Genomic DNA, 22,749 nt, shown 5'->3' with positions numbered 1-22,749 from the left:
AAACTGGCGATAAACTTTAACAATGTTAATTTTGTTTTGAAAAAAAACATACATGACTGTAACAACTGAAAACATACTATTAATTGGCTCCATACTTTTGTTTATTTCACTTTTTGCCGGTAAAACATCATTTAAGTTTGGCGTTCCGGTTCTCATTTTATTTATTTCAATTGGCATGCTGGCAGGTTCAGAGGGAATAGGCGGCATCTATTTCGACAATCCCAAAACTGCCCAGTTTATTGGAATTGTTGCCCTAAATTTTATTCTATTTTCCGGTGGTTTGGATACAGACTGGAAACTGATTAAACCTGTGCTTTGGCAGGGCATTTCACTTTCGACTCTTGGCGTAATGCTTACAGCATTTTCAGTTGGCGTATTTGTATGGGCAGTTACTGATTTCACCATTTATGAAGGGCTGCTTTTAGGTTCCATAGTTTCATCAACCGATTCTGCCGCTGTTTTTTCGATATTACGAGCCAAAAGCCTTGCATTGAAAGGAAACCTCAGGGCAACCCTCGAATTGGAAAGCGGAAGCAACGACCCCATGGCCTACATTTTAACCATCGTTTTTACCGGATTGGTTGTTAGTCAGGATTCAACACTTTTAGGTATTATTCCCATGTTTTTCGCTCAATTGATTTTGGGTGCAATTATCGGTTTGGTTTTTGGGAAATTCAGCACATGGGTAATTAACAAAATTCGTCTCGACTATGAAGGTCTTTACATAGTTTTAGTTATTGCAATCATGTTTTTTACTTTTTCGTTTACCAATTTTGTTGGTGGTAATGGTTTTTTGGCAGTTTACCTGTCATCGGTTTTTCTGGGAAACCAGGATTTAATTCACAAAAAGAAAATATTGAAATCGTTCGACAGTTTTGCCTGGCTCATGCAAATTGTTCTCTTCCTTACTCTTGGATTATTGGTTTTCCCAAGTCAAATTATTCCGGTTGTTGGAATCGGATTATTAATTTCGGTATTTTTAATAGTTGTAGCGCGGCCGTTAAGTGTTTTTATAAGCCTGGCTCCTTTTAAAATGAATTCCCGCAGCAGGTGGTTTCTTTCGTGGGTTGGCCTCAGGGGCGCCGTTCCTATTGTATTTGCAACTTACCCATTATTGGCCGGAGCAGAACAAGCCAATATGATTTTCGATATTGTATTTTTCGTTTCCATTACTTCAGTTTTAATTCAGGGAACCACTTTACCAAAAGTTGCCGGCTGGCTTAACCTTACTCTTCCTGAAGAACTAAAGAAAAGAACCAAAACCGACATGGAATTGTCAGACAGTATAAAATCATTGCTCACAGAAATCCGCATTCCCAATAAAAGTCCTGTCGTTGGTAAACAGATTGTTCAGTTGGGATTGCCTCAAACTACATTGATTTCATTCATTTTAAGAAACAATAAATACATTACACCCAATGGCTCAACTACTTTAGAAGCCAATGATGCACTTTTTGTATTATCTGAAAACAAAGATTCGCTTTCAGAGGTTTTTGACTGTCTGGATATGAACCAAAATTAACGTTTCATTTCCCTTTTTCTGAAATTAAATGGAATACTTAAATGTTTCTCAAAAAGTGCTATTTTTGCGCCCAAACTAAAGAAGTTCATTAAAGCATGATTAGCAGAAGGATTATCCGTACCAAGGTGCTGCAAGTGTTGTACGCCTATTATTCCAAAGAAGATAAATCGCTTAACAACGCGGAGAAAGAGTTGTTTTTTTGTATTCGGAAAACCTACGATTTATACCATTTTTTGCTTGCTTTAGTTATTGAAATTGCCGATTATGCTGAGCAACGAATTGAAATCAAAAAAAACAAGCACCAGCCCACTTACGAAGATCTTCATCCCAACACCAAATTTATCAGCAATCAAATTATTCAGCAATTACGCGAAAACAGGGCGCTTCATGCGTACATTAATCAACAAAAGCTAAATTGGGTAAATTATCCGGAACTGATAAAAGAGCTTTACCTTTTTTTAATTGAATCGGAATTTTACAAGGATTACATGAAAGATAAAAACCGTTCGTTTTTAGACGACCGGAAGTTTGTTGATAAAATGTTCACCCATATTATTCTGATTGCAGAAGACCTTTACGAAGCTTTGGAAGAAATGAGCATTTACTGGAATGACGATGTGGAATTTACTGTTTCCATGATTTCCAAAACGCTGAAAAAGTTTAATCCGCATTCTGGCTCAGATCAAAGTCTTTTGCCCATGTTTAAAGACCAGGACGACCGCGATTTTGCCAGAGATTTGCTGCGAAAATCCATTATCAACCACGACGAATTGCGGGACCTTATTAAAGAACACTCGAAAAACTGGGATTTGGACCGGATTGCTTTTATGGATATTCTGATAATGCAACTGGCTACTGCCGAATTTCTCTACTTCCCGTCCATACCCACAAAGGTTTCGTTAAACGAATACATAGAACTTTCGAAATATTACAGTACAGAAAAAAGCCGGAATTTTATCAACGGAATTCTCGATAAATCATTAAAAGATTTAAAAATATCGGGTAAAATTAACAAAACAGGCCGTGGCCTTATTGGTGAAGTTTAGCAAAATAGAAGGACTGTAAAAGTTAAAAACCAAAACAAATGGTTATTTTTGCCGGAAATATTACAAACAATTGAATATTAACATTTAAAAGTTTATACAATGATAAACAATTTATTGATGATGCAACCCGAAGGTCAGGATGCCAATCCGTTAATGAGTTTCCTTCCGTTGCTGCTAATCGTGGTCGTATTCTATTTTTTTATGATTCGCCCACAAATGAAACGCCAGAAAGAAGTGCGTAAATTTCGCGAAAGCCTGGCCAAAGGTGATAAAGTAGTAACCACTGGTGGAATTTACGGCCGCATTGTGGAAGTTAAAGAAACTACAATTGTTCTGGAAATTGCCAAAGACATTCACATTAAAGTGGATAAAAACGGGATTATTAAAGACATGAGCGACGCACCGCAACAGCGTTAACGAACTAACAACATTCAAAAAACTAAGGCTGCCCGGTAAAAGGCAGCCTTAGTTTTTTTGTGGGTATCCTCTTCTTCAACTCTCACCTTTGGGGAGTTGACCTTAGCAGAGGGGCTTCATACATTAAACCTGAAGTGCATAATATCTCCGTCCTTTACCAAATATTCCTTTCCTTCAATGGCAATTTTACCTGCATCGCGGCAGGCATGTTCCGAGCCCAACCGAACGTAATCTTCATATTTAATTACTTCAGCCCGAATAAATCCTTTTTCAAAATCGGTATGAATAATTCCGGCTGCTCTGGGTGCTTTGGTTCCTTTTACAAAAGTCCATGCACGGCTTTCGTCGGGGCCGGTTGTAAAAAAAGTTTGCAGGTTAAGTAAACGGTAAGCAGAATGAATCAGCTTATTCACGCCCGGTTCGTCCAGTCCCAGTTCTTCCAGAAAAAGCTGTTTTTCTTCGTATTCCTCCAGTTCGGCAATATCAGCTTCGGTTGCTGCCGCAATTACCAACAATTCTGCATTTTCATTTTTAACAGCTTCTTTTACCGCATCAACATATTTGTTACCTGTTTTTGCCGAAGCTTCATCTACATTGCAGGCATACAAAACCGGCTTGTTGGTAAGCAGGAAAAAATCTTTGGCCAGTCTTGCTTCTTCATCATACAGACTTAATGTTCTGGCAGATTTTCCCTGTTCCAAAACCGTTTTATACCGCAAAGCCAGTTCGTACATTTTTTTTGTTTTAGGATCGGTGCCGTGTTTGGCCTGTTTTTCCAGTTTTTCAATACGGTTTTCAATGGTTTCCAAATCTTTAAACTGAAGCTCGGTGTCAATAACTTCTTTGTCGCGAACCGGATTAATCGAACCGTCCACATGGGTAATATTATCGTTATCGAAACACCGCAAAACATGAATAATAGCGTCTGTTTCACGAATGTTGCCCAGGAACTGGTTTCCCAGTCCTTCTCCTTTGCTGGCGCCTTTTACCAGGCCGGCAATATCCAAAATTTCAACTGTGGTTGGAACAATTCGTTTGGGATTGTCAATTTCTGCCAGTTTAATCAGCCGTTCATCGGGCACGGTAATTACGCCCACATTGGGTTCTATTGTACAAAAAGGAAAATTTGCCGACTGGGCTTTCGCGCTCGACAAACAATTGAAAAGTGTTGATTTCCCTACATTTGGCAAACCAACAATTCCACATTTTAAAGCCATTTTACTCGTTTAAAAATTTGCGGTGCAAAGGTAATCTATTCTTGATTCTTGGAGTTCTTTTTTAGAAGAAACTTCCTTTGACTGGTTTTCCAACATAGTCTTTATTTTTTTTATTTTTTCGCGCACAAGTTCGGATTCCAATTTGTACATTTGTTGAAACTCAATACTTATGATTTTACAGAATATTTCAGTTGATTGTGTAATCTTTGGTTTTAAAAACGATAAGATCAACGTTTTACTCTGGCAAGCCGAGCCCGAATTGCTGGAGAAATTTCTAACAACCGAAAAAGAATACGAACAAATAAAAGTGATTTTCGAAAAAAACCCTGCCTTAAAATCTGATAAATACTGGGGATTGATTGGAACCCATCTTCCAACTGAAGAAGATTTGGACAGCTATGCAAAAAAAATACTTCAGACCGCAACCGGCCTCGACAATGTTTATCTGAAGCAGGTAAAAACTTTTGGAGCGCTAAACCGGGTGCCTCACTACAGGGTAATAACGGTGGCATATTACGCACTCATCAATCCCGATTATCACGATTTAAAACTTTCACCTTTAGCAAAATCAGTTAAATGGTTTGATATTGACAATTTGCCCAATGTAATATTCGATTCAAAAGAAATAATTGATAAAGCATTAAAAAAACTGCGCGAAGAAGTACAATTTCATCCGGTTGGGTTTCATCTTTTACCTGAAAAATTTACGCTGACTCAACTGCAAACCCTGTATGAAGTAATTTTAGATAAAAAACTGGATACACGAAACTTCAGGAAAAAAATACAAAAAATGGATTTGTTGATTGACACCAATGAAAAACAAACCAATGTCGCTCACCGTGCAGCCAAACTTTATTCTTTCGATGTGAACATTTACCGCCAGCTTGTTGAAGAAGGATTGAATTTCAGGATTTAGTCTGTTTAAACCTTTACGAATTGAGCGGGTCTTACTGGTAAACATTTTTTATGGAGAATGACGACCGCGAACTTATTTCCGAACTGAAACAGGAGAACACCAGGGATCTGGCTTTTCATCGTTTGGTTAAACTTTACCAGGAGCGGTTGTACTGGCATATTCGTAAAATTTTATTGAACCACGAAGATACCGATGATGTTCTTCAAAACACATTTATAAAAGTCTGGAAAAGTATCGGAAATTTTAGAGAGGAATCGTCACTTTATACCTGGCTCTACCGCATTGCTACCAACGAATCCATCACATTTTTAAACTCGAAAAAGCGCCGAAACCTGCTTCCGTTAAATGATGTAAGCGATTACCTGATGGAAAACCTCACTTCTGATCCGTATTTTGATGGGGACAAATTACAAATGAAACTCCAGCATGCCATTCTTAAATTACCTGAAAAACAACGAATCGTTTTTAACATGAAATATTTTGATGAAATGAAGTACGAAGATATTTCGAAAATACTTGACACCTCGGTTGGGGCGCTTAAAGCTTCATATCATCATGCAACAAAAAAGATAGAAGAATATATAAAAAACAGTGACTAAATAATTGTCATTAAACTTTTTTTTATTTAGAGAGTCAAACATGTAAATTTTGGAAGAAATGAATGAATTTAAAAAAATTGTACCAGAATTATCGAAATTAAAAAAGGAACAGCCCTTTGGCGTTCCCGACAAATATTTCGATGACTTTTCTGCCCGGTTACATTACAGGCTGGAAGCAGAAAAACAGGCTCTTCCACAACCAAAAAATCCGTTTATTAGGTATTTGAAACCAGCCCTTGGACTGGCAGCAAGCTTTGCATTGATTTTTATGCTGGTTTACTGGCCGGTTAAAACGTTTCTTCCCAATTATCTGGCCAAAACAAACACCTATATTGAATCAACAAATGAAGATGACGCTTTCCTGACATTTATCGAGAAATTAGATGAAAACTCATTTTTTGCTCTTTTACAGGAGTCACAACCTAACGAAGAAACAGTAAATGGAGATTTTAATGATGAAGAACTGATGAGTTACCTTAGCTCTAATGTTTCTGACTATGAAATTTATTTACAAACTGAAAATTAAAAAAAATGAAAAAAATATTTTTGCTTGCTGTTCTGCTGGCTTTTGGTTCGGTAACTTTTGCTCAGTCAAAGGATAAAAACCATGAAGACAGATGGGAGAAATTCCGTGCAGAAAAGGTGTCTTTTCTCACAACAAACCTTGAGCTTTCGCCGGCTGAAGCCCAAAAATTCTGGCCGGTTTACAACCAGTTGGAAAAAGAACGCTGGGAAGCTCAAAAATTCCGCAGGGAAATGGAAGAAAAAGTGCAGGATGCACAGGAATCCATGTCGGAAAATAGTATTAAAAAGCTCACCCGTGAATTTGCAGGCAGTCTGCAAAAAGAAGCTGATCTCCTGGTTGATTACAATGAAAAATTTCTTGAAATTCTTCCAGCCGGAAAGGTTTTAAGGCTATACAAAGCAGAAAATGAATTCAGAATGTATATGATTAAAAAATTCAGAGACCGAAAAAAGAACGGAGATTAACCTCTGCAAAGGGTAATAAAAATAAAGACAGGCCACAAACCTGTCTTTTTTTATATCCAAAAAAACTTTTGATTAAAGCCCTTTAAACCATTCCTGAAAATACTTTCCTACCAGCGGTGTTTCTTTCAATTCACCCTGAATTGCACCAATGAGGCTTAAAATCCAGAATACCAAAACCACGATAGATGCAAGCCAGCCAATGATGGGAATAAAGGTTAAAATCAATCCTAACAGATAAATACCCAATAATTGGCGAATGTAGTAGCTGGCAAATTCATCTTTTTCACTGCTGTTTATAACCAATGCTATAATCCAGCCAATAATTGTAATGTGGGCGACAATTGCTTTTGTTTTTCCATCCATAACTTACAAGTTTAAACTTTTGCTTAAAAATAAAGAAATATTATTGTATCAAGGCACTAATTCTACAGAAATTAATTCCCTGTCATTTCTGATAAAAATATGGCCGTTGGCAAATGCAGGATGAGCCCATGATACACCTCTCGGAAGTTGCTTTTTTGTAGGTTCAATAATTTTAGTCCGGGCGGTTTCAATCATTCCTTTTGGAGAAAGCCTGGTAATTAGCAGTTCGCCATGTTCATTAAACATCCAAACTTTTTCTTCATTCTGAATAAAATGAATATTGGCCCACCGGTTTTTATTAACTGCGGTAAGATTCTCCCAAACCCTATCTCCGGTAAGAATTTCGAGGCATCGCAATTCGCCGTAACTGTCCACCCCATAAATATAACCATCAATAATAACGGGTGTATTCATCACACAATGAAGCGCATCGGTATTTCGTTCATTTTCGCCGCTTCGTTGCCAAACTTTTTCTGCGGTTGTGTAATCGTTGCCTAAATCAACAAGTAGCGATCCGTTGTAAAAAGCACTAACAAAAATATAATTGTTATATAAAACCGGAGTGGCAATTCCCATGGCCATTTTAAGTTTCCACGGAAATTTCCAGTAAACTTCGCCTGTTTCAGGGTCCAAACCAGCAAGATGATCTTCAGTCCACACCACCAAAACCCGTTTTCCGTTCTTTTCGAAAATAACTGGTGCTGAATAGGATGCACCATCATCGAGGTTTCTCCAGATTTCGGCACCTGTGTTTTTATTAAGTGCAACCACGCATGCATTTTCACTGCCGCCAATTTGCAAAATTATTTTTTCTCCATCGGTTAACGGAGTTGCAGCTATTCCCCAAATTGGCATTTTAATTTTGTATTCACTATTTAAATCTTTTTGCCAAAGAACCTTTCCGGTTGCGGCATCGAAACAAAACAGGTCTCCCATGGTCCCAAGCGAATATACCATTTCTTCATTTATAACAACTGAAGCCCGGGGACCGGCCGGGTATCCAATTCCTGAATACGCACAGTTATAACGGAACTCCCAGATTTTGTTTCCGGTTTGTTCATCAAAACAAAGCACGCCTTCTGTTTCTTCGGGTGTTTCCAATCTATCGGTTAAATAAACTCTGCCGTTTGCCACTGTAGGACCAGAATAACCAGATCCAACAGCAACCTTCCAGACCGGTTTAAGCTGATTGCTTTTAAATACCTCAATGCCATTCTCATCAGACCAAACTCCATCGCGGTTAATGCCCCGCCAGTCGGGCCAGTCCTGAGACACAGCATAAAAAGAATTCAGAAAAATAAAACAGGGAAGTATAAGCCAAAATAATCGCATAGATTTTATTTTAAAACCTGTGCAAGAAAAGTAAATTTTAGAATAATCTGAAAAGAAATATCAAATATCGTAATTGAAGTTCCGCAAATGGTGGCCCATCCGGTCGCGCTTTGTTTTCAGGTATCTCTGATTGAATTCGTTTGGTTTTATTTCAATGGGAATAATTTCAACAACTTCCAGCCCAAAACCTTCCAATCCTACACGTTTTACCGGGTTGTTTGTAAGTAACCTCATTTTGGTAACACCCAGACTTCTGAGAATTTGCGCCCCAACGCCATAATCGCGTTCATCGGCTTTAAAACCGAGATGAAGATTGGCCTCAATCGTATCGAGCCCCTGATCCTGCAATTTATATGCGGCAATTTTATTCAGCAAGCCAATTCCGCGGCCTTCCTGCATCATGTAAACAATTACACCTTTACCCTCTTTTTCAATAAGTTCCATCGATTTATGAAGCTGGTCACCACATTCGCAACGCATAGAGCCGAAAATATCGCCAGTCATACAGGAAGAGTGTACGCGGACAAGCACCGGTTCATTCACCTCCCATTTTCCCTTAATCAGGGCAACATGTTCGGCACCATTCGATTTTTGCCGAAAAGGAATGATGCTAAAATCGCCAAACTGAGTGGGAAGGGTTACCTCTTCTCCCCTTTCTATCAAACTTTCGCTTTGGAACAAAAAGGAAATTAAATCTTTTATAGTAATAATTTTCAGGTCGAATTTTTCCGCCAGTTTTACCAAATCAGGCAACCGGGACATGGTGCCATCATCATTCATAATTTCTACCAAAACACCCGACGGATACAAACCGGCCAAACGTGCCAAATCAACTGCGGCTTCGGTATGTCCGCTTCTGCGCAAAACCCCTCTTTCTTTTGCAATTAAGGGAAAAATGTGGCCTGGCCGTGCCAGATTCTCGGGTTTGGTTTTGCTGTCAACCAGCATTTTAATTGTAATTGCCCTGTCTTTGGCAGAAATGCCAGTTGTTACATCAGGATGAAGTGCATCAACTGATACCGTAAACTGGGTTTCATGAAAAGAGGTATTTTGCCCAACCATTAAATCAAGATTAAGGTCTTCACATCTTTTTTCGGTTAAAGCCACACAAATCAATCCCCTGCCATGAATGGTCATAAAATTGATGATTTCCGGCGTAATGAGTTCAGAAGCAATAATAAAATCACCTTCATTTTCACGATCTTCATCATCCACAACAATCACCAGTTCGCCACGTTTTATTGCTGCAATCGCTTCCGGAATTGTGTTCAGCTTAAATTCTGCCATTGTCCCCTTCCTTTAAAATCAGTTGCAAAAATAGAACAAAATATTGACAATAAAATTGATTCTTTCCCATGTGGAGAGAATGTTTAATGAACTTTTTAACTATTTGAGACATGAAATTCAGTAAAACTCAGCATGTGTCTGAAAAAGAAATCAGGCGGCTCTTTGGGATTTTTCCCAGCTTGCAGATTGTTTTCCCCTAAAGTATCTTAAAATACCCTTTATTGCGGCATAGTTGATGGCAACAAAATAGTAGGGCACAAACAACAACTTAAATCTTAACTGCCTGTTCTCCAGATACCATCCAACCATTGCCAACAGATAACACAATAGCTGGAAATAAAAAAACAAAACATAAAAACCTGAAATTTCACCGGAACCACTTTCCAGAAAAATGGCAGCATTTGTGAAAAACAGCAAAAACAGGGATATTGGAGCCAACGTCCACCGCAGAACTTTGTGGGAAAAGTACTGCCACGAAAGAACACCAAATCGAAACGGATTCAACAGGCTTTTCAGCCGGAACAATGTCTGAACTCCTCCTGCGGCAATTCTTATTTTTCGTTTCAATTCTTCTTTCACGTTAAGCGAAGCAGTTTCTTCTGCATAAGCATTAGGCGAATAGGCAATTTTGTACCCTTTCTGGGCAATGCGTAACGAGATGATAAAATCGTCGAGAATGGTATCGGTTTCAACCTCTTCAAAAAGTTCACGTCTGATGGCAAACAGCTCTCCCACTGCCCCAACTGCAGAATTGAGTTCAGAATCCATTCGTTTTACCCACGACTCAAACTTCCAGTAAAGTCCTTCGCCTGCTGCTGCCGCAACATCGGCCTCCTTTTCAATAATTCGTTTTTCGCCTGCTACACAACCGGTTTTAAGATTGCTAAAACAAGCCACTATTTCACGAATAGCATTCTTGTTTAAACGTGTATTTGTATCGGAAAATATAACGATTGGCGCTTTTACAAACTGCATTCCCCGGTTCATGGCATGCATTTTTCCCCGGCGCTCCGGCTGGTGAAAAACTTCGAGGTTTTCATACTTACGTAAAATATCGGGGGTACCGTCGTCAGAACCATCGGTTACCCAAACATACTGCACTTTTTCTTTGGGATAATCGAGTTGAAACGAATTTTCAACTTTTTGCCGGATAAAATCTTTTTCGTTGTAAGCAGTCACAAAAAGACAAACATCAGGTTCGTAATCTAATACTGCATTTGTTTTTGCGGAATTAAAAAGTCTTTTTAATCGTGTAATTACAAATAAAATAGCAGGGTATCCGACGTAAGCATAAATCAGAATAAAAAAAAAGATCCAGAAAAGTAATTTCAAAATCATTCAATATTCTTTTTGTAAAATTCGGTGAGTGCACCGGCGAGGGCTAAGTTATCAAATTTTTCCTGGATATATTCAATGGCATTGCGGCTTATGTTCTGAAACAGATTCTGGTCTGTAATCAGTCGTTCAACATCGGCAACAAATTCCTTTTCGTTATCAGCAATCAGTATATTTTTTCCCGATTGTGTTGAAATACCTTCGGTTCCAATTGGAGTGGAAACAATTGGTTTTCCGAGCGCCATTCCTTCAATAATTTTAATTCGCATTCCGCTGCCCGAAAACAACGGAACTACCATAATCGATTTTGAATTCATAAATTGATAGGCATCAGGCACTTCTCCCTCAAAAACAATATTTGGTGCATGAAAACGCCTGATAAGCCAATCGGGGGCTTTTCTACCTGCAATATAAAACTTCAATTCCGGGAATTTCTCGTGAATTTTTGGCCAGCATTTCTCAATAAACCAAATCAGTCCTTCCTGGTTGGGGGCCCATTCAAGCGACCCAATATGAAAAAGTGAAGGGTGTTCAAGGTTTTTGGAATGTGGAATCAGCACAGTGGTTTCAATGCCGGTAGGCGAAACGTGCGTTGGTTGTTTGTTTCCCATTTTATCAAGCAGAATTCCGTCGCGCTCGGTTATGGGCACAAGTAAATCGTAACTGTTAATAAAGCTTTTTTCAAAATTTTTAATCCTTTTGGCCAGAATTTTCAAATAGATGCGTTTTATACCTGAAGAAATCGCTGCTGTACGTTCCCATATTTCATGTTCAATATTGTGGGCACGGTAAACAATTTTGGCATCGGAATATTTTCGAATAAGCGGAATATAGGGGCAAATATAAAGGCCTTCAAGTTGAATTATATCGAATTTTTTTGCTTTTAATAACTGTTTTAGCTCGTTTGTAAATGTTTTTGAAATGAAACGAACTGCATTGTACGGTTTTCCTGAAAACAACAAATTGTATGTTGCCTCAACCGGAGAAATCCGTGCAGGAACATCAACCAGCCTGAATTCTGCCCAGTCTTTAACTGATTCGGGAATTTCAGAAATATCGGTATGGTGTTTAAGCGTATTCATAGCAAAAACAGTAACCTCGTGCCCAAGCAGGGCAAAACCGCGGGTAAGATTCAGACAAGCAATTGCACCACCATCGTTAGCCGGATAAGGCACTTTATTTGTTACCTGCAATATCTTCATTTTCGTTTTTTAAATTTATTGCTCAACTTTTCAAGTCCCAGTTTTCCGAACAATTTGCTGTAAGTTTCGGCACTCATCAGCGCTGCATCGGTGGCAGCTTTGTATGATAACCAGATTCCGACAGGTAAAAATATGAAGGTTGAAAACCACATACCGGCAAACATATCCCAAATGTCTTCGCGGGCCGATTTTTCACCGGTCATGGAAACAATGTAGTAGGCAATGAATAAAAGAATGGATACAACAACCGGCATTCCCAAACCACCTTTTCGGATAATTGCGCCCAATGGTGCGCCAATAAAAAAGAAAATAAGAACAGCCAGCGAGAGGGTATATTTTCGGTGCCGCTCCATGGTGTATTTATTCAGGTTCTTTTTGCGGTTATACAGCTCATCATCGTACATGTTCAGCGTTTGCACATTGTTTCGTGCTTCGGAAAGAGCTGCCTGGGTAATTTCAGCTTTTACCCATTTATCCTGCTTTTCAAAATATTCATCGAAATTAAATATTGAATCTGCCGCAACATCCACTTCCCGTTTTAACGAATCGTGCTGGGCTGTCAGGTTGTGAATTTTTCGGGTAACTGGCGAATTTATCCTGATTTGCAGCATAAAATTCCGCAGCCGCCCGTAGTAATCTGTTCCAAGAGAATCTTCCATAAACCGAAGCTGTTCAATATTCAGCATTCGATATGTATTTCTGAATATATTTTCGTCACGCCGGTTAAAGTCAAAACCGCGCACCTTAACTCTAATGGTTTGTTCTTCAAAATTATCCCGTCTGAATGGGTAAGTTTCCTGACCCCGCCGCGCTTGCTGTCTGTTTTCTTCCGAGTAATTTACTCCGTTGTACAGGTTTAAAACCATAAACTTTTTGTCTTCGGTAATGCGCAAATACCCAGAATCGGCTACGGTAACACTTTCATTGGTGCGGTTACGTGTGTGGTCATAAATCAATAAATCGTAAAGTATGTTTGTTTTTTTGTCTTTACTTCCAATACGAATACTGTACCCGTCAATTTCGCTGGTAAACACACCCTCCTGCAAAACCAACTCCGGGCGTTGCTGTTTCACACTCCATAACAAAGTGGTAAACCTTAAATTGGTGTGTGGTAAAACGTAATTGGCAAAATAAAATGCAGTAAAAGTCACTAAAATTGCAATAAACATCAGGGGTTTCATAATCCTGTATAATGAAATGCCCGATGATTTCATGGCCAGGAGTTCGTAATTTTCACCAAACGAACCAAACGTCATAATAGATGCCAGCAGCATAGCCAATGGAAAAGCGTAAGGTAAAAGACCAAATGATGCGTAAAACAACATTTCGGCCAGAACCTTAATATCAAGTCCTTTACCAACCAGGTCGTCCACGTATTTCCAAAGAAACTGCATAAGCAGCACAAACACCACGATAAAAAAGGTCATAAAAAAAGGACCTAAAAACGATTTTATGATGTACCAGTGTAACCTCTTCATCAATAGTTTTCAATTATTTGAAACTGCACAAAACTATATAATTTAAGAATTTAACATGCTAAATAAAGGTTAAGAAGTATAAAGAAACTACAATAAGTTGCTTTACAGGGATATTGCAAAACTGAAACAAGGGTAATTTTTCTGTCAGGAGCCGAGAATATGTTTTAAATCTGCAATTTGAGTATTCCAAAGCTCACGTGTTTCTTCCACTTCATCCTCTTCGGAAAAGTCAACAATTATTAAAGAAACATCTCCTGTGAGTTCATCCTGTGATATTTTAAATTCAAAATACAAACTTTCGTTTTCTACCCAGGTAAACCGAACCAGCCGGTTTTCCTTTCGCAGGGTCATTTCAGCCGTTTGCTCCGACCCTTCCCAAATAAAAGTATAACGTTTTCCCTGTACACGTACATCGTCGGCAAACCACTCGGCCAAACCCGATGCCGTACTCAAACGGTTATACAAAACCTTTGGTGAACAATTAATTACATACTCAAATTGGACTTTTTCCATTTTAGTCATCTTAGTTTTGCGGCAATATAGTTATTCTGTTTTTAAGAAACAACAAGATAATAATTTGCTGTTTAGCTTTCAGACAAATTTTTTGAAAAAAATCATGCCGAAAAGAAATAAATACTATATTTGCACCTCGAAAATTTCGAGGAAAATGGCGAGGTTGCTCATCCCGATAACTATCGGGAGGTTAGAGCGTCCCGATTTATATCGGGAAGGTCGGCAGGGCAAACCTTTTTGAAGTTCTGTATAAAATAATGGCGAGGTAGCTCAGCTGGTTAGAGCGTCCCGATTTATATCGGGAAGGTCGGCAGGGTAAACCAATTTAAGTTCTGTATAAAATAATGGCGAGGTAGCTCAGCTGGTTAGAGCGTTCCGATTTATATCGGGAAGGCCGGCAGGGCAAACCAATTTAAGTTCTGTATAAAATAATGGCGAGGTAGCTCAGCTGGTTAGAGCGCGTGATTCATAATCACGAGGTCGGCGGTTCAGGTCCGCCTCTCGCTACGGATAATCAAGAGGTTGCAAAAAATTTTGCAACCTCTTTTCATTTTGTACAAGCTTTAGGCTAATTTCAGTTTACCGGGCAACCGTTACTCGCTTTTTACCTTCACATTCCTAAACATAAATGCATTGTCGCTAAGCCTTAATTCTTTCCCGCTGGCGGTGGTTACATTTTTGAGAATAACTTCTTTAGTTATGACATAGGGAAACTCCTCCTTGTAAGATTCATCTTTCATTTTTGGATTGAAATTGGCAAAAATGGCCGGTCCCTGGTAATTTTCAGGATGGCTGGAGTCGTCAATTTTAAGGTTTTCGATGGTAATCCGTTCCGGCATGTAACAGGTGTATCCGAAATCATGCTGCCCGGAATTGGATCCTCCAAACAGACTGGCACTGACTGGTCTGCCTCCGGCGGGCACAAAAATGCAATTGCGGATAACAAACTCTCCCTCCCATGTACTGCCGTAATCTGAGCGCAGGTTGATGAGTGTCCGTCCGCGGATGGTAGAATTCTCCACGGTAAAAGTTCCGGTACCTATTGCATTGATTCCCATATGTCCTAAAGTTGAATTGCGAATGGTAGCATTGGCAACTCCCATGTGGGCATCGAACCTGGAAAAGGTGCAATTGTCCAAAATAAGATTCTTGCAGAAATTGGACCCCATAAGTCCCCAATATGTACCGTCGTTAATGTCATTGGTTTGGCTACAGTTTACGAATGATACGTTGAGGGCCCGGTTGAGAGAAATGTCGTAAGTTCCCATGGAGACCGGAACTCCTGCCGAGCCAATGGTTCGGTAAGTTTTATGGCCAGTGAGGATTGTATTTTGTACCGTCACGTAAGCGCAGTTGCTTACATTGATGAAACCGCCATAAGGCGCACCATGGTCTCCTTCGCCGGTAACGCGGTGTTCAAGTCCGTCCACAATTACATTGGAACGCCTGATGGCAATGCCCCGGCTGTAGTAGGTGTATTTCGATTCTGCCTTGTTGGCAATGGTTGTAAAACGTCCGCCGGTGATGTTTAACGTTGTTTCGTCCATAGGAAGAGCGGTGATTTCTGTAATCTGATCAAATTCCCAGATGATTGGCGCGTCCATATCCACATGGCCGTTTTTGTCAACGATAAAAATATCCGTTTGAGATGATCCATTGTTTTGGTTCGGTCCAAACCGGATGTAACGCTTTACATTGGAATCGGTGACGGTTATCAAACAGGTACCTGGCAATGAAATATCAATTTTCCCCTGATTTCTTTTAAGGGAAGAAATTCCTTCAGGTTTGAACGGTTCCAGGCTGGAACTAACCATAAAAACATGTGCATTACGATTTTCAACATCGGTATCATCAATGATAAAGGCAGCCGTGCTAAAATCGGTATCGGTCCGTATAACCGCCGTGCGGTCCTTTCCGCCAATGTAATAATTAGCTCCCTTGTCGGCTTTTACAGAAAGGCCGTGCTGATTGGCGAATGCATGGGTTGCAGCAATGGCGTCCATATCATCGGTTTGGCCGTCGCCCCTTGCACCGAAGTCGCTGTATCGGACCACCCCATTCGCTTTAAATTTACGTTCATCCTTTTTGGATACATTTATTATTAAATCCCCTGTTTCACTGGTACTTACATGTGTTTTGTTCTTGCTAAAAGTTAATACCACATTGTCGGGGAGGTTTTTAGACTGCCCCTGGGCCATAATGCATACAACGAAAAACAGGGAGAAGAAAATGAAAATTTGTCTCATCACTAAAGTATTTTTTATTTGAATTAATTTTTGAATTGCTCAATAAAATTGCTCACTACTAAGTTTGCGTGTAAATATTATCATTAACCGGCAATTTTCAAGCATAATCACAAAAAAAATTCAAATCCATAAATTAATGAAAGAAAAATTGTGGTTTTCAGAAAAATATTTTTTCATTCATTATAAATGAACCAGAAACACATTTCTGTTTTTAAAAAGTGAAATGGCAATAACGCAAAAATCTACTAAAACCAGTTAAACAATATATTGATTGTCAATCTATCTGATAATTCCGTTTGTCCACCAACAATAACTTTTCATCCACAGAAAAAGAACATTCGGCATCTTTCACAAAATCAGATAAAAAAGATGTTTTAATTTTAATTGTATTAAAATTGGCCTATAAAATAAAACTCACTAAAAATGGATGAATCGAATGAATCAACCAATAAGCTTATCAAAAAAAAGATAGCTGAAATAGCTGCTATCGAAAATGACATACCAGGTGTTATTATAATTTGGAATGCAGAAGATTTTAGTTTGAAATACATGTCAAAAAGAGGTCTGGATTTTTTAGGAATGACAATCGATGAAATCCGGAAAATGGGTGTAAATTATCATACAAGCATATTGAATCCGGAAGATTCTGTTGAGTATACACCTAAAATATTCGAATTACTGCGACGTAACAATAATGAAGAAATTATTTCGCTTTTCCAGGAAGTCAGGCCGCCCCAGCAAATCAATTATAGTTGGTTTATTACCGGTTGTAAGGTTTTGTTAAGAGATAATGAAGGACATCCTAAACTTTTGATTGGGATGTCAATACCTATCGATTCGTTGCTTGAGATGGCCCAAAAAGCGCAAAGGATAATCAGTGAAAAGAATTTCATGAATGAGCATATCCATCAATTCGATTTACTTACTAAAAGGGAAAAAGAACTGCTAAAATTTTTTGCTCTTGGCTTTACAAATGATATGATTTCCAAAGAACTTTTTATTTCGGTTGAAACCGTTGCGACACATCGTAAAAACATAAAACGCAAACTGGGTTGTAAAACCAATTACGATTGCACTCATTTTGCACAGGTATTTAACCTCATCTAATTCATTTCCTGTCATTTCTTAGCTATCGAGAAAAATACCCGATATCGGGTATTGACTTGGATTATTTATTGATATAATTTTATATCAGACAAATTAGTCTTTTATTGTTTGGTGCTATTAACATGAAATCTTAAATCTCAAAATCATGAAAAGGAATTTTATACTTAGGCTTAGAAGTCAGGATGATATGAAGTTTACGATTGCTTCGAAATCCGGACAGCAGAAAACAAAAAAATTACTATTCAGAATCAATTTGTTCTTTATTCTTTTGTGTAGTTTGTATCCGCTGCAATCAGCAGCTCAACAAGTTCGAATTTACAACATCGAAAACTCCGGCTTGCCTCATAATCAGGTTAAATCCATCGCAATTGATGCACACGGAAATAAATGGTTTGGTACATTTTATGGCGAAGTTATAAAATTTGACAATGAGAACTGGACCGTTTATGACAATACGAATTCAGGTTTACCCGGTGAATATCGAATAAGTTCAATTGCCATAGATGCCCAGGACAATAAATGGTTTGGTGCTTCTTTTAATCCAACCCTCGATCAAGGTGGAGGATTGGTAAAATTTGACAACTTAAATTGGACCGTTTATAACACTTCAAACTCCGGTTTACCAAATAATACAGTTACAGGAATTGCGATTGATAGCCTGGGCAATAAATGGATTGGTACCTGGAGTGGGTTAGCCAAATTTGATTCAAAATGGACAAGTTATCTTTCATCAAAACCAATTGTAGCAATTAATATTGACAATTACGGAAATAAATGGATAGCAACACAAAGTGAAATTGCAAAATTTGATGATACCAATTGGACTACTTACAAATATTCAAAATCCATAATACCTTATTATAACGGGAATGGAGGAATCACTTCAATCGCATTTGACAAGAAAGGAAATAAATGGTTCGGAGTCGGAGAAGATTGGGACTCAGGGGCAGCAGGTGGAGTTACAGAATTTGATGATGTAAATTGGACAAATTATAATAGCAATAATTCAGGTTTATATTACAGTGTTGATTGTATTGCAATTGACAAGGAGGGAAATAAATGGTTTGGAGCATCGACATGGATAGAAAGTGCACTTATAAAATTTGATGGTACCAACTGGACAGTTTATGATAGCAATACTTTGGGTTACACATTTGATTGGATGAATTCAATCGCCATAGATGACCTGGGAAATAAATGGATCACAACTGGAAATTACGGAGTAATTGTTTTCAATGAAAATGGATTAACTGTTGGTTTAGATGACAAACTATCCGACAGTTCAGATGATTTCGCGGTTTACCCCAATCCTGCAAAAAATTTCATTTCAATTAATGCAATGCAATCCGGGATTTTGGAGATATTCAACTTTGCCGGAGAGATTATTAAAACTTCCGAAGTGCAAGCAGCGCCAACGAAAATCAACATTTCTAATTTTCCCAATGGAATTTATACTATCCGGGTTACTTCAAGTAATAAAACTGTTGCAAAAAAATTTATCAAAAATTAACAACTGGATTGAAATGCATAACTAGTTGAAATATAAAAAATTAATTTAAATCTTAAATCTCACAATCATGAAAAAGAATTTTAAACTTTTTGGTAGCGCATTAATAGTGCTGTTCGCAATGTTTTCCTGCGATAAACCTGAAATGGATCCGATGCCTGAACTTATTGAACTCAAACGGGCCAATAATGGCATGATAAAATCGTATGACAATACGATGGTTTTAAAATGGAATGAAGCCTTGAGTACGGCAATTGACGCTAAAATGCCACCACCTGCCGAATCCAGAATTTATGCGATGGTAAGCATTGCAGTGCACGATGCATTAAACAACGTTGTACCAAAATATGAAACCTATGCACTGGATAACAATTGGAACGACGGAAAAGAAGTATCGAAAAAAACAATTTATCCGGTTGCCGATGCTGCCGTGGCACAAGCCGCACATGATGTTTTGGTCGCATTATATCCACTTTCGAAACCAAACGTCGATAATCTTTTAACTGCCTGTTTATCTGAAATTGAAGATTCTGAGTTGAAAGATATCGGAGTCCAGATTGGCACAGAAGCAGCAGCGGCTATTCTCAGTAAAAGACAAGGCGATGTTTTACCTGTATTTCAGGTTATTGATCAGGGAACTGAACCCGGTGAATACCGTTCCACACCCCCGTTTTTATTTCCCAACCCACCGGTATGGAGCGCAAACTCAGCTTATGCACCATTCTGGGGGAACACCGAACCTTTCGGTATTCTGTCGGGTGACCAGTTTCGCCCAAATCCGCCATATGCAGTAACTTCGCCGGAATACACAGCCGACTATAACGAAGTGAAACTTTTGGGAAATAACAACAGTGCGGAACGAACCGAAGAACAAACGGAAATGGTTGTTTTCCTCACAGAAAATATGCCCAGCATGCTGAACAGGGTGGCAAAAGCAATGGTCGTTAAAGAAAAACTGAACGGTTTTGATGCCGCCAGGCTGCTGGCCCTTACCCAAATGACGGTTGCAGATGCCATCATCTGCTCATTCGATGGCAACTACCATTACAAATTCTGGAGGCCGCTTACCGCTATTCAGCAAGGAGAAAATGACAATAACCCCGATACAGAAGGCGATCCTTCGTGGGGGCCGGTTACGGCAGCAAGGGTAACACCTGCCATACCTTCGTATCCCTCTGCTTATTCTGCTGCTGGCAGAGGAGGCGCTGAGCTGTTTAAAATGTATTTTGGGACTGATAATAAATCATTTACGATAGAAAGTTACATGACAGCGGGTGAAAGAAGCTACACGAGTTTCTCCCAGTTAGCTACCGACATGGGCGTTTCCCGGATTTACGGAGGTCACAATTTCAGAAACGATTATCTTGCCGGAGATAAGATGGGAAGGGAAGTGGCTAAATATGTATATGAAAATAAATTAAAAGAATTGAAACCTAATCAGTTAGTAAAGTGAATCATGAAAAATCAATTCTGAAAAGCTGTTTCCTTATAGTTCTGGTCATTGCGCTAACCAAAGATTATGGTATTTCAGTCCGTTGTGTAAAGGATTAACATGGAATCAAAAACTGTTTCACACATGAAAAGGCAAATAGCCAGGCTTTAGTCCCGGATTAGGAAGAATTGAGTTGTTACCTGTCAGCTTTTTAAATACATCAGGATAACTTTTACCAACAGGCAATTCAATTTTTCCTATTTCAACATCATGATTGGAAAAGGCTGTCACTTTTTTTATGGACACAATGTAGGATCTGTGAATCCGAAGAAATAAACTCTGAGGCAACATATTTTCAACACTGCTGATAGGATATTTCACCTTTAGTTCGTTCTCATTTTGCCTGTGAATTATGATATAGTCCTTAAAACTTTCAATGTATGTAATATCCTTTAAGAATACTTTTACCATTTTTCGGTCTGTCCTGAAATATAAAAATCCAGGTTCAGAATTGTGCTGAACAGAATCTGTTTTGTAGCTCTGGCAGAATTTGTTGACAGCTTTTAAAAAACGTTCAAACGACACCGGTTTTAATAAATAATCAATGGCATCCAGTTCAAATGCTTCAATGGCATAATCTTTATTGGCAGTAGTAAAAATTACCTTCGGGGGCCACTGAATAGTCTTTAACATTTGGGTTCCGGGCAATCCGGGCATATTAACATCAAGAAACATGAGATCGATATTTTCGTTATTCAAAATATCAATAGCCCGAAAAGCATTGTTGCATGTTCCAACAATTTCCAGATAATCCAAATCATCAATATAGCTTTTCAGAATTTTAACCGCAATTGGTTCATTATCCACTATAAGACATTTCCATTTCTTCATCCTGTTTTTTCAATACAATTCTGAGATTAACAACAATAACTTCTTCCAAACTTATATTAAATTTTATTCGACATAAATACATGATTACCAGCATATCCAAAAGCGAATAAACAACAATAAAAAACCCGGGCAAAAAAAACGAGGCATTAACAAAAGACCTTACCTGATCTGTTTGTAAACCAAATCCCCAGGTAAAATAAATTACAACGAAAATCCAAAATAAAAGATACAACAGAATGGTCCTGGTTAAAGATCCCCAATCTAATTGTCTGGTTGTCATATTTTTATTTTGAACTAAATTTAAAGAAAATTTCTGAATAAAAATACAACTGCCGGCTCAGAAAATTATTTAGTTGTAATTCCTATAAACTGCTTTAACCTTTTTACAACTAATATGTTATAGTCCTTACAGAATTTTCTAACAAGAAAATGTTCTATTTTTCACTGATTTAACTAACACAATTATGGTGACAAAATTCTACACTCCGCATGCGTTACTGCAGGATTTTATCCAGTGCATCATGGTTATTCATGCAGAGGTGGAAACAAATGGATCAGCAGTAGTTTGCCCCTACCCTCCTGCTCCGCAAAACTCACTTTTCTTTTACATAAACGACCGCATTAAAGTTTTAAAAGCGGACGAAACTGAATTCAGGTTGCAACCCCGAAGTGTGGTTGTTGGACCAATGATAACCCGTGTTATGCTCGATATCAACAAGAGCCACAAGGCTGTCAGGGTTGGATTTCACCCGGGTGGGTTGCACCGGTTTTTGGGACTTTCCATGGCCGAAATGATTGACAGGCACTTTGATGCAATGGATGTTTACGGAAGCGAAATGGTAGAAGTAAACAACAAACTGCAGGAAGCCAAAGACTTCGATGAAATAAAAGATGTAATTGAATCCTTTTTGCTGAAAAAAGTAAATGCGCTGAAAAAAGCTTTGCCTTTCGACAAAGCCATGCTCGAACTTATGCGCACCAGTGGAAACATGCCCATTGAAAAAGTTGCGTCGCTGGCCTGTTTAAGTATCCGCCAGTTTGAACGGGTAAGCAAAGAACGGATTGGTATTCCTCCAAAGTTTTTTGCCCGGCTGATTCGCTTTTCGAAGGCATACCGGATGCGTGAAAACTTTCCACAGATGAGTTGGACCACCATTGCACACCACTGCGGTTATTTCGACCAAATGCATTTTATCCGCGACTTTAAGCAATTTGCAAGCGTTGTCCCAGGCATTATTGAACGCTATCTGGAAAAAGCCCCAGTGAAGTTGCAAGCCGAATTAAGGATATAATTGTCGTTTTTATACTATTTTCTCTCATTCGAAACATCGAAATTTGAAAAAATAAAT

General features: G+C 38.6%; 21 protein-coding genes and 1 tRNA gene. 12 read left to right on the top strand and 10 right to left on the bottom strand.

Going from position 1 to position 22,749, the window contains the following annotated elements:
- Window positions 1-52 precede the first annotated feature (52 nt).
- The 3 genes from ACESMA_RS09870 to yajC all read left to right on the top strand — a co-directional run bounded on the left by ACESMA_RS09870 (window position 53) and on the right by yajC (window position 2,985).
- Window positions 53-1,522 carry a potassium/proton antiporter gene (locus tag ACESMA_RS09870; protein WP_372948638.1) on the top strand — a complete coding sequence of 490 codons (1,470 nt, stop codon included), beginning with the start codon at window positions 53-55 and terminating at the stop codon, window positions 1,520-1,522.
- Window positions 1,523-1,617: 95 nt separating this feature from the next.
- Window positions 1,618-2,568 (top strand): transcription antitermination factor NusB, encoded by a 951-nt coding sequence (nusB, locus tag ACESMA_RS09865; protein ID WP_372948637.1) that lies wholly within the window; start codon window positions 1,618-1,620, stop codon window positions 2,566-2,568.
- A gap of 99 nt (window positions 2,569-2,667) precedes the next feature.
- A complete protein-coding gene (yajC, locus tag ACESMA_RS09860) occupies window positions 2,668-2,985 on the top strand; it encodes a preprotein translocase subunit YajC (protein WP_372948636.1) in 318 nt (105 codons plus the stop codon).
- A 116-nt stretch (window positions 2,986-3,101) separates the two neighbouring features.
- Here yajC and ychF read toward each other — a convergent pair whose 3' ends face one another.
- Window positions 3,102-4,202 carry a redox-regulated ATPase YchF gene (gene ychF, locus ACESMA_RS09855; protein ID WP_372948635.1) on the bottom strand — a complete coding sequence of 367 codons (1,101 nt, stop codon included), beginning with the start codon at window positions 4,200-4,202 and terminating at the stop codon, window positions 3,102-3,104.
- A gap of 169 nt (window positions 4,203-4,371) precedes the next feature.
- Between ychF and ACESMA_RS09850 the strand changes: the two genes are divergently transcribed.
- The 4 genes from ACESMA_RS09850 to ACESMA_RS09835 are packed head-to-tail and all read left to right on the top strand — an operon-like array spanning window position 4,372 to window position 6,707.
- Entirely contained in the window at window positions 4,372-5,118 is a 747-nt protein-coding gene (locus tag ACESMA_RS09850; protein WP_372948634.1) for an NUDIX hydrolase, read from the top strand.
- Window positions 5,119-5,168: 50 nt separating this feature from the next.
- The gene (locus ACESMA_RS09845) at window positions 5,169-5,717 is read left to right on the top strand and encodes an RNA polymerase sigma factor (protein WP_372948633.1); all 549 of its coding nucleotides are present in this window, start codon (window positions 5,169-5,171) and stop codon (window positions 5,715-5,717) included.
- Between the two features lie 58 nt (window positions 5,718-5,775).
- Window positions 5,776-6,243 (top strand): hypothetical protein, encoded by a 468-nt coding sequence (locus ACESMA_RS09840; RefSeq protein ID WP_372948632.1) that lies wholly within the window; start codon window positions 5,776-5,778, stop codon window positions 6,241-6,243.
- Between the two features lie 5 nt (window positions 6,244-6,248).
- Window positions 6,249-6,707: a hypothetical protein gene (locus ACESMA_RS09835; RefSeq protein ID WP_372948631.1), complete on the top strand. Its 459-nt coding sequence runs from the start codon at window positions 6,249-6,251 to the stop codon at window positions 6,705-6,707.
- A 72-nt stretch (window positions 6,708-6,779) separates the two neighbouring features.
- Here ACESMA_RS09835 and ACESMA_RS09830 read toward each other — a convergent pair whose 3' ends face one another.
- From ACESMA_RS09830 to ACESMA_RS09800, 7 genes are all read right to left on the bottom strand, one after another.
- On the bottom strand, window positions 6,780-7,070 hold the full coding sequence (locus ACESMA_RS09830) for a hypothetical protein (RefSeq protein WP_372948630.1): 291 nt from the start codon (window positions 7,068-7,070) through the stop codon (window positions 6,780-6,782).
- 48 nt (window positions 7,071-7,118) lie between these two features.
- Window positions 7,119-8,402, bottom strand: coding sequence for a PQQ-binding-like beta-propeller repeat protein (locus ACESMA_RS09825; protein ID WP_372948629.1), 1,284 nt, complete (start codon window positions 8,400-8,402; stop codon window positions 7,119-7,121).
- Between the two features lie 60 nt (window positions 8,403-8,462).
- Window positions 8,463-9,689 carry a bifunctional 3,4-dihydroxy-2-butanone-4-phosphate synthase/GTP cyclohydrolase II gene (locus ACESMA_RS09820; protein ID WP_372948628.1) on the bottom strand — a complete coding sequence of 409 codons (1,227 nt, stop codon included), beginning with the start codon at window positions 9,687-9,689 and terminating at the stop codon, window positions 8,463-8,465.
- 150 nt (window positions 9,690-9,839) lie between these two features.
- Window positions 9,840-11,027, bottom strand: a complete 1,188-nt coding sequence (locus ACESMA_RS09815) for a glycosyltransferase family 2 protein (protein WP_372948627.1) — start codon at window positions 11,025-11,027, stop codon at window positions 9,840-9,842.
- Window positions 11,024-12,226, bottom strand: coding sequence for a glycosyltransferase family 4 protein (locus tag ACESMA_RS09810; RefSeq protein WP_372948626.1), 1,203 nt, complete (start codon window positions 12,224-12,226; stop codon window positions 11,024-11,026). The genes ACESMA_RS09815 and ACESMA_RS09810 overlap by 4 nt, the downstream gene beginning before the upstream one ends.
- Window positions 12,223-13,704 carry an LptF/LptG family permease gene (locus tag ACESMA_RS09805; RefSeq protein WP_372948625.1) on the bottom strand — a complete coding sequence of 494 codons (1,482 nt, stop codon included), beginning with the start codon at window positions 13,702-13,704 and terminating at the stop codon, window positions 12,223-12,225. Before ACESMA_RS09805 ends, ACESMA_RS09810 begins: the two co-directional genes overlap by 4 nt.
- A 144-nt stretch (window positions 13,705-13,848) precedes the next feature.
- Window positions 13,849-14,217: an START-like domain-containing protein gene (locus ACESMA_RS09800; RefSeq protein ID WP_372948624.1), complete on the bottom strand. Its 369-nt coding sequence runs from the start codon at window positions 14,215-14,217 to the stop codon at window positions 13,849-13,851.
- 433 nt (window positions 14,218-14,650) lie between these two features.
- Here ACESMA_RS09800 and ACESMA_RS09795 point away from each other — a divergent pair.
- A tRNA-Met gene (locus tag ACESMA_RS09795) sits at window positions 14,651-14,724 on the top strand.
- Window positions 14,725-14,810: 86 nt separating this feature from the next.
- Here ACESMA_RS09795 and ACESMA_RS09790 read toward each other — a convergent pair.
- Window positions 14,811-16,463: a hypothetical protein gene (locus tag ACESMA_RS09790; RefSeq protein WP_372948623.1), complete on the bottom strand. Its 1,653-nt coding sequence runs from the start codon at window positions 16,461-16,463 to the stop codon at window positions 14,811-14,813.
- 423 nt (window positions 16,464-16,886) lie between these two features.
- Here ACESMA_RS09790 and ACESMA_RS09785 point away from each other — a divergent pair, with 423 nt between their 5' ends.
- From ACESMA_RS09785 to ACESMA_RS09775, 3 genes are all read left to right on the top strand, one after another.
- Entirely contained in the window at window positions 16,887-17,570 is a 684-nt protein-coding gene (locus ACESMA_RS09785) for a response regulator transcription factor (protein WP_372948622.1), read from the top strand.
- A 145-nt stretch (window positions 17,571-17,715) separates the two neighbouring features.
- Window positions 17,716-19,080: a T9SS type A sorting domain-containing protein gene (locus tag ACESMA_RS09780; protein ID WP_372948621.1), complete on the top strand. Its 1,365-nt coding sequence runs from the start codon at window positions 17,716-17,718 to the stop codon at window positions 19,078-19,080.
- 67 nt (window positions 19,081-19,147) lie between these two features.
- On the top strand, window positions 19,148-20,530 hold the full coding sequence (locus ACESMA_RS09775) for a vanadium-dependent haloperoxidase (protein WP_372948620.1): 1,383 nt from the start codon (window positions 19,148-19,150) through the stop codon (window positions 20,528-20,530).
- Window positions 20,531-20,647: 117 nt separating this feature from the next.
- Here ACESMA_RS09775 and ACESMA_RS09770 read toward each other — a convergent pair whose 3' ends face one another.
- Window positions 20,648-21,376 carry a LytR/AlgR family response regulator transcription factor gene (locus tag ACESMA_RS09770; protein WP_372948619.1) on the bottom strand — a complete coding sequence of 243 codons (729 nt, stop codon included), beginning with the start codon at window positions 21,374-21,376 and terminating at the stop codon, window positions 20,648-20,650.
- Between the two features lie 488 nt (window positions 21,377-21,864).
- On the opposite strand from ACESMA_RS09770, the gene ACESMA_RS09765 reads away from it, so the two are divergent.
- A complete protein-coding gene (locus ACESMA_RS09765) occupies window positions 21,865-22,692 on the top strand; it encodes a helix-turn-helix domain-containing protein (RefSeq protein WP_372948618.1) in 828 nt (275 codons plus the stop codon).
- Window positions 22,693-22,749: the final 57 nt, after the last annotated feature.

The sequence above is a fragment of the Mariniphaga sp. genome (assembly GCF_041687215.1).
Lineage (GTDB): Bacteria > Bacteroidota > Bacteroidia > Bacteroidales > Prolixibacteraceae > Mariniphaga.
This window is presented reverse-complemented; position numbering and strand designations above follow the sequence as displayed.

Excerpts from the sequence above, each read along its gene's own strand:
- ACESMA_RS09845 (WP_372948633.1), top strand. The coding sequence starts at position 5,169 with ATGGAGAATGACGACCGCGAACTTATTTCCGAACTGAAACAGGAGAAC.
- ACESMA_RS09830 (WP_372948630.1), bottom strand. The coding sequence starts at position 7,070 with ATGGATGGAAAAACAAAAGCAATTGTCGCCCACATTACAATTATTGGC.
- ACESMA_RS09870 (WP_372948638.1), top strand. The coding sequence starts at position 53 with ATGACTGTAACAACTGAAAACATACTATTAATTGGCTCCATACTTTTG.
- ychF (WP_372948635.1), bottom strand. The coding sequence starts at position 4,202 with ATGGCTTTAAAATGTGGAATTGTTGGTTTGCCAAATGTAGGGAAATCA.
- ACESMA_RS09780 (WP_372948621.1), top strand. The coding sequence starts at position 17,716 with ATGAAAAGGAATTTTATACTTAGGCTTAGAAGTCAGGATGATATGAAG.
- nusB (WP_372948637.1), top strand. The coding sequence starts at position 1,618 with ATGATTAGCAGAAGGATTATCCGTACCAAGGTGCTGCAAGTGTTGTAC.
- ACESMA_RS09825 (WP_372948629.1), bottom strand. The coding sequence starts at position 8,402 with ATGCGATTATTTTGGCTTATACTTCCCTGTTTTATTTTTCTGAATTCT.
- ACESMA_RS09785 (WP_372948622.1), top strand. The coding sequence starts at position 16,887 with ATGGATGAATCGAATGAATCAACCAATAAGCTTATCAAAAAAAAGATA.
- ACESMA_RS09790 (WP_372948623.1), bottom strand. The coding sequence starts at position 16,463 with ATGAGACAAATTTTCATTTTCTTCTCCCTGTTTTTCGTTGTATGCATT.
- ACESMA_RS09820 (WP_372948628.1), bottom strand. The coding sequence starts at position 9,689 with ATGGCAGAATTTAAGCTGAACACAATTCCGGAAGCGATTGCAGCAATA.
- yajC (WP_372948636.1), top strand. The coding sequence starts at position 2,668 with ATGATAAACAATTTATTGATGATGCAACCCGAAGGTCAGGATGCCAAT.
- ACESMA_RS09805 (WP_372948625.1), bottom strand. The coding sequence starts at position 13,704 with ATGAAGAGGTTACACTGGTACATCATAAAATCGTTTTTAGGTCCTTTT.
- ACESMA_RS09765 (WP_372948618.1), top strand. The coding sequence starts at position 21,865 with ATGGTGACAAAATTCTACACTCCGCATGCGTTACTGCAGGATTTTATC.
- ACESMA_RS09840 (WP_372948632.1), top strand. The coding sequence starts at position 5,776 with ATGAATGAATTTAAAAAAATTGTACCAGAATTATCGAAATTAAAAAAG.
- ACESMA_RS09815 (WP_372948627.1), bottom strand. The coding sequence starts at position 11,027 with ATGATTTTGAAATTACTTTTCTGGATCTTTTTTTTTATTCTGATTTAT.
- ACESMA_RS09810 (WP_372948626.1), bottom strand. The coding sequence starts at position 12,226 with ATGAAGATATTGCAGGTAACAAATAAAGTGCCTTATCCGGCTAACGAT.
- ACESMA_RS09850 (WP_372948634.1), top strand. The coding sequence starts at position 4,372 with ATGATTTTACAGAATATTTCAGTTGATTGTGTAATCTTTGGTTTTAAA.
- ACESMA_RS09800 (WP_372948624.1), bottom strand. The coding sequence starts at position 14,217 with ATGGAAAAAGTCCAATTTGAGTATGTAATTAATTGTTCACCAAAGGTT.
- ACESMA_RS09835 (WP_372948631.1), top strand. The coding sequence starts at position 6,249 with ATGAAAAAAATATTTTTGCTTGCTGTTCTGCTGGCTTTTGGTTCGGTA.
- ACESMA_RS09775 (WP_372948620.1), top strand. The coding sequence starts at position 19,148 with ATGAAAAAGAATTTTAAACTTTTTGGTAGCGCATTAATAGTGCTGTTC.